Raw genomic sequence first — 14,993 nt, forward strand, 5'->3', positions numbered from 1 at the left:
CGACTCACCTCACGATTTCTCCTGTTAATGGACATCCCGCAACCCGCCTTAGCGTAAAAACGACCCTAAGTAAGAAGAAAGAGCAAGCTCTCCTAATCCGAGATGCTTGCTCTTTCTTTCTTCTTAAACGAATGCATCGGCCTCTCCGAAGATTGCCGCCGCTCCTATCCGGCAACCGTAATTCCACCCGCACTCCGCGCTCACTTCACGCGCACGGAACGCCGCTCCTCGGCTGCCTTCATCGCCGCCTGGATCAGCTTCAGCGAGACGAGTCCGTCCCGGGCGCTGACCGGCGGCTTCTTGCCTTTCCGGATGCAGTCGATGAACGCGTCGATGACGCCGCTGTCGGTCTGGCTGTCGTTCGTCTGGATGCCGTCGATCTCGTATTGCCGGGAGGTGCCGTCGCTGCGTTTCACTTGCACCGGGTAGGATTCGTTGGCGAATATTTTCACGATGCCCTTCTCCCCGTACAGGGTCGTGCTGTTGTCCTCCTCGCCGTAGTAGGTCCAACTGAGCGAGACGGTGCCGAGCACGCCGCCCTCCGTCTTCACGATGCAGACCATATTATCGTTGACGGCGATCGGCTCGCCGTCCGAGTCGGTCTTGTGCAGCGCCCCGCCGAATGCCGCGATGTCCGCGATCTCGTCCTCCAGCAGATACCGGATCAGATCCAGCTTGTGGATACCGAGGTCGCCCGCCGCTCCGAGCACGGACCGGTCCTTGCTGAAGAACCAGGAATCCTTGCTTTTCTCGAACGCCCAATGCTCCGGTCCGCTATGGCCGAAGGTCGTCTGGAACGTCAGCACCTTGCCGATCTCGCCGGAGGCGACGAGGCGCTTCGCCACGATATGCGCCTTGGAGAAACGCTGATTGTGGCCGATCATGAGCACGCAGTCCGACTCCTCCTCGGCCTTCATCATGGCCCTCGCCCCCGCCACCGAGATGGCGATCGGCTTCTCGCACAGCACATGCTTGCCGGCCCGGAGCGCCTTGACCGTGACTTCCTCGTGCGTTTCGTTCGACGTGCAGACGCTGACGGCATCGACCGCCGGGTCCTCGATGATCGCGTCGATGCTCGGCGCGACCTTGCCGCCGAACATGTCGGCAAGCCGCTCCGCCCGTTCCGGATTATGATCGAAGAACGCGACGATCTCCGCATGGGCGTTCGCCGCGTACTCCGGCGCATGGCGGAATTCCGAGATCGAGCCGCAGCCGATAATCGCGACTTTGATTTTCATTCGTCCTCACCCCGTACTCCATAGTCGGCCTCTAGCGCAAGGCCTCTGCCTCTTTATTAACCGCAACATGACGGGTCGGAAGCAGCTGCGTTCGCGGAGCGGCCTCGCGCAGCCGAACGGCCGCCCGACCCAGAATAGCAGCATCATGCGCCGACTTAGCCGAATCGGCGTTTTATCCGCGGCTCGACTTCGGTATCCTTGCTCTCAGATGGCCATCTGCAGCTTGAAACCGAAGGAGGCATTTATGTCCGGCAGCGGAAAATTGACGATTCATTGGACCACGGATTTGCATATCAAAGACCGGGTGACCGACCGGCCGGAGCATCCGGAGGCCGTATTCGCCGAGCGGCATTTCTACGGATCGCTGGATAAATGGCGGCAGGCGGTCGACATCGCCAATCGGGAGATGCCGGAATTGTTCGTCTGCACGGGGGACATCGTGGACAAGAAGCAGAGCCTGGCTTCCTTCCTTGTCCACTGGGAACGCATTCGGAGTCCCAAGGCGATCATGATCGGCAATCATGATCTGGACAACGGGTACGACTTGCTCGCGAACCAGCTTTGCGGCCCGGCCGCGCCGATCGTCGCGGGCAGCCATTTCAACCGTTCCTTCGCGGTGACGGCCGGTCACGGCATCTCCGCGCGCGTGCTGCTGCTCGACACGTACGTTGGGGAAGACGGCAAGCACCGCGCCGGATCCTGCCTCGGCACCATCGAGCCCGAAGCGTTCGCTTGGCTCGAGCAGGAGATGAGCGCCTGCCCGGAGCCGGTGATCTTCGTGTTCGCGCATAACGGCATCGGCGGACCGGAGGCGTACTTCGACCAGGAGCATGTCCGGCAATTCGTCCGTCTGGCCGAGAACGTCGGGACCGGCAGCCCGGAGAGCGGTCAGGCGAAGGACGTGTATTACTTTGCCGGCCATCATCACGTGCATCCGGCGGCGGAGATTCGCCGCATGGCGCCGAACCTGACGTTCGTCAACGGCGTCGCGATGGTCGCCGGAGAGCAATCGTACGTGAACGCGATTACTCTCGAGGCGGATGGCGCCGTCCGGCTCCGCTATCTCGAAGTCGGCTATCCTTATCTTGAATCACCCATAGAGAGGAGCGTATTTCCATGAAAGCAACCGCATTTCGCCGCTGGACCTTCGCGTTCGGCTTGCTGATCGTATTCGGCGCCTGCTGGATCGCCGGGTCCCGTTCGGCCTTCGCAGCCGCCGAGAACCCGCCGACGCTGCTCCTGACGGAGGCGATGATCCAATCGCCGGGCACCAACGAGCCGTACCGCTATTTGGAGATTTACAATAACACGGACCGCACCATCGACCTTGCCGACTATAAGATCATGTACTATTATCAGCCCGTCGCGTCCAACCCGTGGTCGAACAGCGCCGCGGGCCCGTCCGACATCATCTCCGCCGGCCGGGCCACCGATATGTACATCCACCCGTACAGCACCAAGATCGTCTGGCTGCTATCCGACGCGACGAAGACCGTCGCCGACTTCAACGCCGCCTACGGCACGAGTCTCGACGCCAGCCGGTTCGTCTATACGCAGGGCAGCGGATGGGCTTACGCGTCCCAGCGCTATCTGGCGATCGTTAAGGCGCCCTACGGCCAGGATGCCGACCGCGTTACGTTCATCCGCTATAACGCCGATGCCGGCACGACGCCATGCACGCAGGGCGTAGACTGCGACTTCGCCAAGGGAGAAAGCGTCGATTATTTCTATCCTGCGGTCTTCAACGCGACGAGCCGCGAGATGGAACGCATTCCTACCAAATCGCTGCATAAGGCGCCGACGCCGGGAGCGGTATCATCCGGTCAGGTGCCGACTCCGCCAGGCAAGCTGCTCATCACGGAAGCGATGATCCAATCGCCGGGCACGAACGAGCCCTACCGGTACATCGAGGTGTACAACAACAGCGGCCAAGCGATCAATCTGGCGGAACAGAAGCTGCTCTATTATTACCAGGCCGTCTCCTCGGAGCCTTGGAATAACAGCGCTTCCTCGCAGGAAGACATCATATCCGCCGGTCGGGCGACGGACATGAACATCCAGCCCTATTCGACCAAAATCATCTGGCTGCTCTCCGATCCGACCAAGACCGTCGCCGACTTCAACGCCGCGTACGGCACGAATCTGCCCGCGAGCGCCTTCGTTTATACCCAGAATAGCGGTTGGGCTTACACGTACCAGCGGTACATGGCGATCGCCGCCGCCCCGTACACCGTCAACGACCGGCATTCCTTCATCCGCTACAATGCGGACGCCGGGCTGAATGCCTGCACGACGAACTGCGATTTCAACAAAGGCCAGAGCGTGGACTACTTTTATCCCGATTCGTTCGATACGGCTTCCAGGGAGATGAGACGCGTCAATCCGGATTCGCTCCATCAAGCCCCGTCGCCCGGCGCGGTCATGGCCGGTCAAGTACCGCCGAAGCCCGTCACCCAGGAAGCCATGCCGATCGCCATTACGAAGCATACGGTCAACTACGACAAGTATCTGGGCATGAGCGCGCCCGGCCCGATCATTCCGGGCCTCAATCAGGATTACATCGTGCAGGGCGCCGATTATTACGCCCCCAAGGATTGGATTCTGCTGTCGTATTACAGCGACAAGGGCGCGCCGAGCATCCTGGCCGCGGTCGATAAATCGACGGGCCAGCTCGTGAAGTACGTCCGGCTGTACAAGGATCCCGGCACGGCGTACACGGAGCATGCCGCCGGCGTCGCGCTCAGCGCGACCAACGGCTGGATCACCTCGTGGAAGTATTTGTACCAGTTCAAGCTGGCCGATTTCGTCGCCGCGGTCAACGGCGACAAGCTGATTTTCAATGACGCCATCGAGCTGGAAAACAAAGCCGGCGCCGTCGGCATCGATAACGGCATCGTATGGGTCAGCGAATACGGCCGCTACAACTACGAGACCGATCCCGCGCATGCCATGACGAACCGCGACGGACGCGTCAACAAAGCATGGATGGCCGGTTTCCGCCTGAACGCCGCCGACACGGTCGACCGGACCCGCTTGCGGCCCGGCACGAGCGCCGTCGTGCCGAACTACATCATCTCCGTCCCGGACGAAGTGCAGGGCGTCGAGGTGTCCGGCGATAAATTCATCGTCAGCAAGTCGTACGGCCCGGAATGGGACAGCGAGCTGCTCGTCTACCAGATCAATCTGAACGGCACGCCGAACACGACGACCAACCGCTTCGGCTCGCCGAACGTTCCCGTCTGGTACATGGACCATGTGAACCTCGTGAACACGATCATGATGCCGCCGCAGTCGGAAGGACTGTTCAGCGCGAACGGCACGCTGTACGTCTCGTTCGAGAACGCCGCTCCGAAATACATGACGGGCTACGCCAGCATCTATCCGATCGACCGCCTGATGGCGACGCCTTTGACGGCCGTGACCGCCGCGACAAAGCCGGTCGGCACGGTACCCGGGGCGCTGCTCATCACGGAGACGGTACTGTCATCCTCGGGGAACAACGCTTACCGGTACGTCGAGCTCTATAACAACAGCAGCTCCGCGATCGACCTGAGCGGGCATCAGCTCAACTATTACTGGCGGTACGAGTTCGCCGATCCGTGGAATTACGAGCTGCTGCGGTACACGCTGCACGATGCCGGTCGCGGGGGAGGCATGACGATCCCGGCGCACGGCACCAAAATCGTCTGGCTGCTCGCCGATCCCACGAAGACCGTCGCCGACTTCAACGCCGTTTACGGCACGAGCCTGGCCGCCAACCAATTCGTCTACGTTACCGGCGCCGAATGGGACGCGACGAAGGAGCGGTTCCTGGCGATCGCCGGACCGTTCGGCGACAAGGACACGGACCGCTATTCCTTCGTCCGGTACAATCCCGGCATCGGCGATAACGCCTGCGTGCCGGCCACGGGCTGCGACGCCGCGCAGAATCAGAGCATCGCCTACTATTACCCGGCGGCATTCGATCCCGTGAAACGGGAAATGGAGCGGCGCTCGCCCGCTTCGCTCCATCAGACGCCTACGCCCGGAACCGTCTCGGCAGGACAGGTTCCGCAATGACTTTAAGGAGTGTATCGCTTGCGCATCTACATCATTCGTCACGCCGATCCCGACTATGAGAACGACACGATCACGGCCGCCGGCCATCTGGAAGCCGAGGCGTTGTCCAGACGAATCGCGGCCGAGGACATCAGCCGTATCTACTGCTCCCCGCTCAAGCGGGCGCAGCATACGATGGTTTACACCCGGGCGTTGACCGGGCTGCCGTTCGAGACGCAGCCTTGGCTGTCGGAGATCCGCGGCTGGGACGTGCCGGATAACCAGGGCGGCACGATCGCCCCCTGGAACGTGGACGGCGAAATCATCCGCGGCGCGAGACCGTACCCGACACGGGATACGTGGACGCGGATGGAGCCGTTCAGCGGCGAAGTGTTCGAGCAGGGCTTCGCCGAGCTCAAGCGGCAGTCCGATGCCTTCATGGAGGCGGCCGGTTACCGCCGGGAAGGCGGCAAATACCGGATTCTCCGGGAGAACGACGACAAGCTGGCGGTCTTCTGCCACATGGGCTTCGGCCTCGCCTGGCTCGCGCATTTGCTCGAGATTCCGCTTCCTCTCGTCTGGTCGGGCTTCTGGCTCCCGCCCAGCTCGGTGACGACGATCCTGATGGACGCCCGCTCCGAGGAATGGGCGGTCCCCCGGTGCCTCGGCGCGGGGGACGTCTCCCACCTGTACGAGGCTGGACTTCCCGTCAGCCGGCAGGGCATTATCGCCAACTTCGGGTAGTCCGCGGCACTACGATCTATCTTCGCCATTTACTGCGTCCTGACGCACGGCGCCTTCGGCGCAATGAGGCGCGCCGGGAGATGCGCGCGGTAAAGGCTTGCCGCATGTGCCGCGCGTTCGCGACGCCGCCTAATGCTGCGCTTGGCCGCGAATCGGCGGCCATCTACTAAGAGTCGCAATGGCAAGCCGCCGATGGAGAGACCGTGCTTGCGGTTATCCGTAACAGATAAACCGGCTCGGCAGGAAAGTTTACTTTTTTCGCGAATGGTAAGAAATACAAGTTTTTCAAGGAGGCGGCGACATGTTAAAACTATTCCGGTATAACTGGCAGGTTCGCAAAGAGTGGTTTGACTGGTGCGAGGACGTGAGCGCGGAGGAGCTGCTGAAGAAACGCACCGGCGGCATCGGATACATCCTTCCCACGCTGTACCACATCGTGACGGTCGAGTATGGCTGGATCTGCGGCGGCATTCAAGAAAAAGCGATTGACGTCCCTTCGTTCGGGGACGTGGCAAGCTTGGGGCAAGTGCGCGACCTCTCCGAACGCTGCCACGCCGAGCTCGCTCCGTTCGTCTGCGATTGGAACGACAGCCTGGAGGACCGCATCATGATCGATATCACGGATGAAGGGGAACGGGAAGCCCATACGTACGGGGAAGTGATGCGGCACCTGATCGCGCACGAGATCCATCACGCCGGCCAATTATCGGTCTGGTCGCGAGAACTCGGCAAGAAGCCGGTTACGGCCAACTTTGTCGGCAGAAAGCTATTCGAAAAATAGATTTTTCCTTAACGGGTCTTTGCGCTTGCTTGGAGAGAAGGGAGTACGATATGACGGTCGTCGATTGGATGCAATTGGAGTTTTTCGGAAGCCATCCCATGGGTTACACCAAGCTCCTTTACCGTCCGGACGGAACGATGGAATATGATTGCGAAGGCTCCGATTTACCGATTGCTATGCCGGATGGCCACCGCTGGCCGGCTTCCAAGCGGGTGTACCAAAACCTGGCCAAGGCTTTAGCGGCCCGGCCATGGGAGGTGGAAGCTTCCGGATTCGAGCCCGACATGGTATGCGACGGATACAAGATACATTGAGTTGGTCCATGAAAGGGCAAACGCATGCGTTCAGCGCGGTCATCGGCATCGGGCCGCCAAGCGTTCTCAAGATCATGGAGCGAATCAAGCGGTTGGCCCAGGATGAGGCAAAGAAATTCCCTTTTATGGTGCAGGACGTGAATGTTGTTCCCCCGCTTGTCCGTCATTGAACATGAGCCCGAGCAGATCACAACGGTGGTCTGCTCTTTCGTTTACGGGATGGACACCGTTATTTCCGCCCTTTGCGTTCGGCCGGCCATGTCCTCTCCCGACGCTCAACCTCCGACCGGCAACCGCGGCTAGCCCTTCACCGCGCCTGCGACCAGCCCTTGAATGAAATACCGCTGCAGCAGCAGGAACAGCAACGTGACGGGCAGCGACACCGCGATGGAAGCCGCCATCATGCCGCCCCAATCCTGCTGCGCTTCGCCGAGATAGCTGAGGATCAGCCCGGGAGCCAGCGTGCGCTTCTCCGGCGACGTGACGAGCGTGAGCGAATACAGCAGGTCGTTCCAGCTCCATACGAAGCCGTAGATCGCGACCGACACGAGGCCGGGCACGGCCAGCGGCAGGATGACGCGGTGCAGGATGCGCGCATTGCCGGCGCCGTCGATCTTGGCCGATTCGATCAGCTCGTCCGGGATGCCGTCGAAGTACGTCTTCAGCGTCCAGCAGCCGACCGGCAGCGTGAACGTCACGTAAGCGAGCACGAGCGAGAGGTAATTGTCGAGCAGCTGCAGCTTCAGCATGAGCGCGTACATGCTCAGCAGCAGCACCGCGTAGGGGAACATTTTGGCCATGAGGAACAGCAGCATGAAGGACATGCGTCCGCGGTACCGGTACTTGGAGAAACTGTACCCGGCGTAAGCGGAGATGATCGTGGCGAAGACGCAGCTCGCGATCGACAGCGTCAGGCTGTTAACGAAATAGCGCCGGATCTCCCGATCCCGGAAAACTTCCCCAAAATGTCCCCATGTCGGGTGATGCGGGATGAACGAGAGATCGAAGATGTCGGACGCCGGCTTAAGCGCGGAATTCAGCATCCAATACAGCGGGAAGAACAGAAACGCCGTCAGGCAGACGAGCGAAATCCAGAAGAACACCCGGAAGCCTGAAGTTTGCTCGAACATGGGGCTTGCCTCCTTCGTGTCGGTTATGATTTCAATTGCTCGCGCATACGGCGCAGATAGAACGCGGCGAACACCCCCATGATCAGCACCCAGACGAGGCCGATGGCGGAAGCCCTGCCCAAGTCCCATTCGCGGAACGCGCTGCGGTACACCTCGATGGATAACGTCGTCGTCGCCCGCGCGGGACCGCCCTCGGTCATGACCCACTGCAGGTCGAACTGCTGCAAATTGCCGATGGCGCCGAGGATCAGCGACACGGCGATAATGGGCCGCATGCTCGGATAGACGATCTTCAGAAACGCCGTCACGTTGCCAGCGCCGTCCATCCGTGCCGCCTCCAGCTGCTCGCGCGGCACCGCCTGCAGCCCGCCGAACAAGAAGACCATGAACCACGGGACGCCTTTCCAGGTCGACGCCAGGATGACGACGGCCATCGCGTAATTGGTGGAGCCGAGCCAATTGATATTCTCCGAGATCAGGCCCAGCTTCATCAGCAGGCCGTTGATCACGCCGTAATTGCTTTGGAACATCCACATCCACAGGAAGCTGATCGCCGTGCCGGGCAGCACCCAGTTCACCAGCGTCAGGCTGCGGAGCCATTTGGACCCTTTGAACCCCTGCTGCAGCACGATGGACCAGACGAACCCAAGGATGAACGGCGCAATCGTCGCCCCGACCACGAACACGACGGTATGCAGGAACACGTCCAGGAAATTGGGATCGTTCCAGAGCGCGCGAAAATTCGCGAGCCCGATGAAATGCCGGTCGGCTTTCAGCAGCGTCTGGTCCGTGAAGCTCATGTACGTCGAATTCAGCAGCGGATACAGCAGCACGGCGGCATAGACGATCAGCGCCGGAAAAAGCAACAGAAAGCCAAATTGGCTTTCTGTCAACCGCAACCCGCGATTGGATTTGTTCATAGGGGACTTCTCCTTATTTCTTCAGCTCGGCCGCAATGCGCGAGGCCGCATCGTCCAGCGCTTGCCGGCTCGACTTCTTGTTCAGCATCGCCGCTTGGAATTCTTCCACGATGACGTTGTCGAGCGCCGCCTTCTGATTGTAAGCATCGGTATCGACGGAGGTGCTGTTCTTGGTGATCTCCAGGAATTTGCTCGACGTCGGATCATTCTGCACGATCGGATCCGTGATAGCCGACTTCATGGTCGGCAGCAGGCCGCCGTTTTGGAAATAGTAGAGCGAGTTGTCTTTGCCGACGATTTGCTTGATGAAGTCGGCCGCCTGCTGCTTGTTCGGCGAATTATTGAAAACGACGAGGTGATGGCCCCACATTTTATCCAGCGTCTTGTCGCCTTGGTTCAGCACCGGACGCGGAATCGGCACCAGATGCTTCGTCACGTCCGCTTCCGCGACGCCGTTCGTCAGCTCCAGCCCCTTGGCCAGGATGGAATCCTCGTAGAATCCGACCTTGTCCTGCAAATACAGGTTGCGCGCGTCGGCACGGGCCATGTCCATCTTGACGTACCCTTTGGCCAGCAGGCTCTTGTACCAGTCCAGCGTCTTCACGCCCGCGGCGTTGTTGAGGATGATATTGCCCGCGTCGTCGAATACGTCGCCGCCGAACACCTTCAGCCATACTTGAATGTCGTTGCTGGCCGAGGCCGACTTGGTCAGCATGCCGTACGGCACGATGTCGGGACCGAGCGCCTTCAGTTTGCCGAGGTCCGCTTCGAATTCCGCGATCGTGGCCGGCGAAGCGGTAATGCCCGCCTTCTCCAGCAGCGTCGGATTATTGACCATCGAAGTCGCGGACATCGTCCACGGCAGCGCGTACAGCACGCCGTCGATGCGGCCGGCATCCAGCGCGGACGGCTCGAAATTGTCTGCCAGCCACTGCTTGTCGAACAGCTGGCCCAGATCCGCGAGCGCGCCGGAATCCGCCAGCGTCTTCAGCCATCCGAGATCGGTCTGGCCGATATCCATCGGCTGCTTGGACTGGTTGCGCACGAGAATTTGCTGCAGCGTCTGATCCCACGGCCAGCCGAGCCAGCTGACCTGCTCCTTCGGGTTGGCCGTATTCCAGTCGTCCATCATGTGCTGGATGATGGGAATCCACGGCTTGTCCGATCCGGACCAGCCTACCCAGGTCAGGTCGACTTCCTTCGCCGGTTCTTCGGCCGGGGGCGCATCGTCCGGGGCATTGGCGGCATTTTGCGCGGCGTTGCCGCCCTTGTCCGCGGCATTGCCGGCGCCTTGCGTATCGTTGGCGGCGGAACCGCAGGCCGACAGCATGGCGAGCAGGCCGATCATGATGCACATCGTAAGCGTAAAGCGAAAGCGTTTGGTCACAAATGTCACTCCTCGTTGGGGTTGGTTGGCTTCGGATCGATCCTGTGTTCATTATAGAACCGCCCCTCGCCGCAAAGAGCGCTCGAAACGGCTGAATAACACTACAATCCTGCTATCGGCAGCCGCCGCACGCGGCCGCATGCCGCATTGCTGCGGGAAATTTACCTTTTCTTCACGATTGCCATGATCTCTCCTAACGTTCTCCGCCTACACTGAAGAGACAAGCAACTCGCAGAAAGGAGCGTGCCCGCATGCATCAAAAGCCGCCTGTCCCCCTTTGGTACGAAACGCCTAAGAAACGTCCGCCCGGCGTCCTGGCGACCGAACTCTACGATAAAGCCTACGGATACTTCTGCCATCGTTCGAAAGGAACCAAGGATTGGCTGCTGATGTTCACGCTGTCCGGAAAAGGCATCGTGGAGAACGACGACGCGCCTTACGAATGCACGAGCGGCGACCTCGTCCTCATTCCGCCGGGCACGCCCCATGATTTCTATACCGCCGCGAACAGCGTATGGAAGAAGATGTGGTGCCATTTCACGCCGAAGGCGCAGGTCTTCTCGTGGCTGTCCCTGCCAAAGGAGCACAACGGGTTCCTCTATCTCCGGCTCGGCCAAAGCGGCATGCGGCAGCAGGTCGAGCAGGCGTTCGAACGGTTAATCCGTTATAATCAGGGCGAACCGGAAGCGTTCACGGAAGAGCTGTCCGTCAATGCGCTGGAAGAAATCCTGCTGCTCCTCGCCAAGCACCACCACGAAGACAGTGCCCGCCTGGACCCGCGCATCAAGGAAGTGATGGATTACCTCTTGCTGCACTACGCGCAGCCCGTCCAGATCAAGGAGCTCGCCAACAAAGTGTACCTGTCCCCCTCGCGCCTCGCGCATCTGTTCAAGGAGCAGGTCGGCCATACGATCGTCGACGTCATTCAAAAGGAACGGCTGAAACAGGCCGCGAAGCTCCTGCTGAATACGAAGAAATCGGTCATCGAGATCTCGATGGACGTCGGCTTCAACTCCTCGGCTTTCTTCGCGAGGAAATTCCTGCAGTTCTACGGGATGAATCCGTCGGATTACCGGAAAAAGGGAATGGGGGCAAGGTCAGGCTGGGAAGGCGACGGGGAGTCGGTATCGGCAGGATAGATTCGGCAGAACCCGCGCGCTTGCCCGGACTGAAATGCGCCTGCCATCTCCGCCCATGCCCGCTGGCGACCCCCACGCAAAAACGGCTGCCTCCGGTCCATGACCGGAAGCAGCCGTTATTTCTTTCTCAACCCGCAGCCCGCCGCAGCGCGCGTTCAATCCTGCAGCTTAAACCGTTCCAGCTGCTCCCACAGCCCTTCCCGCTTCAGAATCTCCAGCTGTTTCTCGCCGATCAGGTCGAAATGCGGAAACGGCTGCCGGCGGTGGATATACTTCGGATCCAGTCCGTTGCTTCTGCACCAGGCGGTCAGCTTGTCGAGATCGCCGCAGCCGACCTTGGTCACGGTCTTGATGTCCTTGAACCGCGGCTCGAGCCAATAATGCGTCAAGAAGGCGATCTCGCCGCGCGCCACCTGCGCCTTCCACTGTTCCAATTCCTCGCGCTTCACGCCGAATGCCACGGGCGTCCCTCCTTATCGGTCGGCACGGCACGAGATTCCCTGCACCGATTCTAGTGTATCCATTCCGGCAGCTTGCATTACTTCGCGGCAGCGGCGATCCGCATCGGAGCGAAGAACTCCTGCTCCACTTGAACCGCGGGGAGCGGCCGGCTGTAATAGTAGCCTTGAATCTTCTCGCAATCGTTGTCCGTCAGGATATCCAGCTGTTCTTTCGTCTCGATGCCTTCCGCGATGACGTCCATGTTCAAATGCTGCGCCATCGAGATGATCGTCGCGACGATCGCCTTGTCGTTCTTGTTCACGACGATGTCGCGGATGAAGGAACGATCGATTTTGAGCTTGTGGATCGGCAGCAGCTTCAAGTAGCTCAAGGAGCTGTAGCCCGTCCCGAAATCGTCCAGGCTGATGCGGATGCCGTATTCGGTCAATTCGTTCAGGATGCCGGTCGAGACCGCCGCGTCCATCATCATGCTCTCCGTGATCTCCAGCTCCAAATACTGCGGCTCGAGCCCCGTTTCCTCCAGGATACCCTTGATATATGTCGTTAGATTGGGTTGGTGAAACTGCTGGGACGAGAGATTGACGGACACCGTAATCAGCGGTCCGCCCGCGTCATGCCAGGTTTTCATCTGCCGGCAGGCTTCGCGCAGCACCCATGTCCCGAGCTCGTAGATCATGCCGGTTTCTTCCGCGATCGGAATGAATACGCCCGGCGAGATCGTGCCTCTGGACGGATGCCGCCAGCGGACGAGCGCCTCGACGCCGATCATCTGCCCGTCGCCGGCCCGAATCTGCGGCTGGTAATCGAGGAACAGCTGGTCGCGCAGCAGCGCTTGCCTCAGCTCGACCTCCAGCTCGATCTTCTCCTGCAGCTGCGCGTTCAGCTCGCCGGTATAGAACTGGTAGCCGTTCTTGCCGTTCTTCTTGACCTCGTACATGGCCGTGTCGGCGTTCTTGAGCAATTGGACCGCGTCCTCCCCGTCCTGCGGATAGACGGCGATTCCGATGCTGGCCGTGACGTAAAAGTCGTTCTCCTTCAGCCGGTACGGGATCGCGACCTCCTCGATGATCCGTTCCGCGATGCGGGCGACCTCTTCCTTCCCGTAGCAGCTGTCGCACAGCAGCGTAAACTCGTCGCCGCCCATGCGGGCGAGCTTCACGCGATAATCGCTCGTGCAGCGCAGAATCCGCTGGCTGACTTCCTGGAGAAACAGATCCCCGTACGTATGCCCGAGCGAATCGTTGATCAATTTGAACCGGTCCATGTCCATCACCATGACGGAGAAGCGGTCGGCGTCGCTCTGGATGACCCCGGCCAGCGCCTGATTGAACATGCGCCGGTTCGGCATGCCCGTCAATTCATCGTGGAAGGCCAGGTATTGAATCTTCTCTTTCGATTCCTTCTCCGCCGTCACGTCCTTGGCGATAATGTAGCTGCCGACGACTTGTCCGTCCTGTTCGACCGGCACGTTGACGACGCTGACGTCGATCCGGCGCCCTTCGCGGTGGACGATCGCGGTCTCATAATTTTGCATCTCCCCGCCCAGCGACTTCAGGAACATTTCCCGCGTACGCTCGCGCTCCGCGACCGCGACGAAGGGCAATATGCCCTCGATCGTCCGGTTGCGGAGCGAGTCGCCCGATAGGCCCGTGAGCTTGATCGCGGCCGGATTGAAGCCGATGATCCGGTACTGCGAATCGATGGATATAATGGCATCCTGGTTATTCTCGAACAAGGAGCGGTACCATTTCTCGCTTTGCTGGATTTCTGAATCTTTACGGGAGAAGCGATTGGAGATATAAATGCCGAATATCGACAGCCCGAGCGTCAGCAGCGTGCCGCCCGCGATGATGAAGGCCAAGAATTTCTGATCCAGCATCATGCCGTTCGCGCCTTCCATCGCATCCGCCATATGAAACCTTGCGGCCCGCATGCCCGTGTAGTGCATGCCCACGACCGCGGCGCCCATGATGAGGCTGCTGCCGAGCTTCTTCCACAGCCCCCCGCGCGCATTCCCTTGGCGCAAATAAAAGGCCAGCCACAAGGCCGCGACGGAAGCCACGATCGCGATCAGGATCGAGCAGGCGAACAAGACCGGCTCGTAGGTAATCCCGATCTGCATGGCCGACATGCCGATATAATGCATCGCCGAGATGCCCGCCGCGAGCAGCAGTCCCCCGCTTAGCAGTTGAGCTACGGACAGGCGGCCGCGTCCGACGACGTACAGCGCGACGAACGAAGCCGCGATGACGACTACGACGGATAGAATGACGGTCAACAAATTATAAGCAACGGATACGCTCAGCGAGAAAGCAAGCATGCCGACGAAATGCATCGACCACACGCCGAGTCCCATCGCGACCGCTCCGAACCAGAGCCATCCCCAGCGGTGAATGCCCTTGGCCGTGCTGATGCGGCCGACCAAATCAAGTACGGTATAGGATGCCACGACGGCAACCACATAAGAAAACAAAACCAGCAGCATATCGTAGGAGCCATGCACGTGATGCACTATTGTCCCTCTTTTCATGGATGTAATGGACGCAATATCGCTCACTGAAGAAGTGGAATGAAGTGTCGGTCGGGCGACAGTCCCAATTTACTAATCATAAACGGAATTTTGCCATTTTCAAGAAAAAATTCATTTTAAAAGAGCGATTTCTTCCCGGCATTTCAAAATAAACGGAAAGAAGGACGGCCCCGGTTCTTCCCCCGAAGCCATCCTTCTATTGCTTGCCGGCGACAGACTCCGCCCGCATTCCGATCCGAGCTTTTTCAATCCGATCCGAACCAGCCTTCATCAGCTATACCCGTTCCGTTTCAAATTCAAAACTACCCGG

Annotated in this window: 12 protein-coding genes; 6 read left to right on the top strand and 6 right to left on the bottom strand. The window is 59.9% G+C overall.

Going from position 1 to position 14,993, the window contains the following annotated elements:
* Positions 1-200: 200 nt before the first annotated feature.
* Positions 201-1,238 carry a Gfo/Idh/MocA family protein gene (locus AC50YL_RS05080; protein ID WP_494829889.1) on the bottom strand — a complete coding sequence of 346 codons (1,038 nt, stop codon included), beginning with the start codon at positions 1,236-1,238 and terminating at the stop codon, positions 201-203.
* A 244-nt stretch (positions 1,239-1,482) separates the two neighbouring features.
* Between AC50YL_RS05080 and AC50YL_RS05085 the strand changes: the two genes are divergently transcribed.
* The 5 genes from AC50YL_RS05085 to AC50YL_RS05105 all read left to right on the top strand — a co-directional run bounded on the left by AC50YL_RS05085 (position 1,483) and on the right by AC50YL_RS05105 (position 7,115).
* Positions 1,483-2,358, top strand: coding sequence for a metallophosphoesterase family protein (locus AC50YL_RS05085; RefSeq protein ID WP_494829890.1), 876 nt, complete (start codon positions 1,483-1,485; stop codon positions 2,356-2,358).
* Positions 2,355-5,297 carry a lamin tail domain-containing protein gene (locus AC50YL_RS05090; RefSeq protein WP_494829892.1) on the top strand — a complete coding sequence of 981 codons (2,943 nt, stop codon included), beginning with the start codon at positions 2,355-2,357 and terminating at the stop codon, positions 5,295-5,297. The genes AC50YL_RS05085 and AC50YL_RS05090 overlap by 4 nt, the downstream gene beginning before the upstream one ends.
* 18 nt (positions 5,298-5,315) lie before the next feature.
* The gene (locus AC50YL_RS05095; protein WP_494829894.1) at positions 5,316-6,020 is read left to right on the top strand and encodes a histidine phosphatase family protein; all 705 of its coding nucleotides are present in this window, start codon (positions 5,316-5,318) and stop codon (positions 6,018-6,020) included.
* Positions 6,021-6,321: 301 nt separating this feature from the next.
* Positions 6,322-6,801, top strand: a complete 480-nt coding sequence (locus tag AC50YL_RS05100) for a DinB family protein (RefSeq protein ID WP_494829896.1) — start codon at positions 6,322-6,324, stop codon at positions 6,799-6,801.
* Between the two features lie 50 nt (positions 6,802-6,851).
* On the top strand, positions 6,852-7,115 hold the full coding sequence (locus AC50YL_RS05105; RefSeq protein ID WP_494829898.1) for a hypothetical protein: 264 nt from the start codon (positions 6,852-6,854) through the stop codon (positions 7,113-7,115).
* Between the two features lie 299 nt (positions 7,116-7,414).
* Here AC50YL_RS05105 and AC50YL_RS05110 read toward each other — a convergent pair whose 3' ends face one another.
* Genes AC50YL_RS05110 through AC50YL_RS05120 form a run of 3 tightly spaced genes read right to left on the bottom strand, consistent with a single transcriptional unit; the run spans position 7,415 to position 10,552 of the window.
* Complete coding sequence (locus AC50YL_RS05110) at positions 7,415-8,245, bottom strand: carbohydrate ABC transporter permease (protein WP_494829900.1); 831 nt, start codon at positions 8,243-8,245, stop codon at positions 7,415-7,417.
* 23 nt (positions 8,246-8,268) lie between these two features.
* Positions 8,269-9,165 carry a carbohydrate ABC transporter permease gene (locus AC50YL_RS05115; RefSeq protein WP_494829902.1) on the bottom strand — a complete coding sequence of 299 codons (897 nt, stop codon included), beginning with the start codon at positions 9,163-9,165 and terminating at the stop codon, positions 8,269-8,271.
* A 13-nt stretch (positions 9,166-9,178) separates the two neighbouring features.
* Complete coding sequence (locus tag AC50YL_RS05120; RefSeq protein ID WP_494829904.1) at positions 9,179-10,552, bottom strand: extracellular solute-binding protein; 1,374 nt, start codon at positions 10,550-10,552, stop codon at positions 9,179-9,181.
* 251 nt (positions 10,553-10,803) lie between these two features.
* Here AC50YL_RS05120 and AC50YL_RS05125 point away from each other — a divergent pair, with 251 nt between their 5' ends.
* Complete coding sequence (locus tag AC50YL_RS05125) at positions 10,804-11,691, top strand: helix-turn-helix domain-containing protein (RefSeq protein WP_494829906.1); 888 nt, start codon at positions 10,804-10,806, stop codon at positions 11,689-11,691.
* 155 nt (positions 11,692-11,846) lie between these two features.
* On the opposite strand, the gene AC50YL_RS05130 is transcribed toward AC50YL_RS05125, so the two are convergent.
* Positions 11,847-12,152, bottom strand: a complete 306-nt coding sequence (locus AC50YL_RS05130; RefSeq protein WP_494829908.1) for a hypothetical protein — start codon at positions 12,150-12,152, stop codon at positions 11,847-11,849.
* Between the two features lie 77 nt (positions 12,153-12,229).
* The gene (locus AC50YL_RS05135) at positions 12,230-14,665 is read right to left on the bottom strand and encodes an EAL domain-containing protein (RefSeq protein ID WP_494829910.1); all 2,436 of its coding nucleotides are present in this window, start codon (positions 14,663-14,665) and stop codon (positions 12,230-12,232) included.
* Positions 14,666-14,993 lie beyond the last annotated feature (328 nt).

This window comes from Paenibacillus sp. J22P277 (assembly GCF_059383675.1).

Bases quoted from the DNA above. Each gene is read 5' to 3' on its own strand.
- AC50YL_RS05080 (WP_494829889.1), bottom strand. From the start codon at position 1,238: ATGAAAATCAAAGTCGCGATTATCGGCTGCGGCTCGATCTCGGAATTC.
- AC50YL_RS05085 (WP_494829890.1), top strand. From the start codon at position 1,483: ATGTCCGGCAGCGGAAAATTGACGATTCATTGGACCACGGATTTGCAT.
- AC50YL_RS05090 (WP_494829892.1), top strand. From the start codon at position 2,355: ATGAAAGCAACCGCATTTCGCCGCTGGACCTTCGCGTTCGGCTTGCTG.
- AC50YL_RS05100 (WP_494829896.1), top strand. From the start codon at position 6,322: ATGTTAAAACTATTCCGGTATAACTGGCAGGTTCGCAAAGAGTGGTTT.
- AC50YL_RS05105 (WP_494829898.1), top strand. From the start codon at position 6,852: ATGACGGTCGTCGATTGGATGCAATTGGAGTTTTTCGGAAGCCATCCC.
- AC50YL_RS05110 (WP_494829900.1), bottom strand. From the start codon at position 8,245: ATGTTCGAGCAAACTTCAGGCTTCCGGGTGTTCTTCTGGATTTCGCTC.
- AC50YL_RS05115 (WP_494829902.1), bottom strand. From the start codon at position 9,165: ATGAACAAATCCAATCGCGGGTTGCGGTTGACAGAAAGCCAATTTGGC.
- AC50YL_RS05125 (WP_494829906.1), top strand. From the start codon at position 10,804: ATGCATCAAAAGCCGCCTGTCCCCCTTTGGTACGAAACGCCTAAGAAA.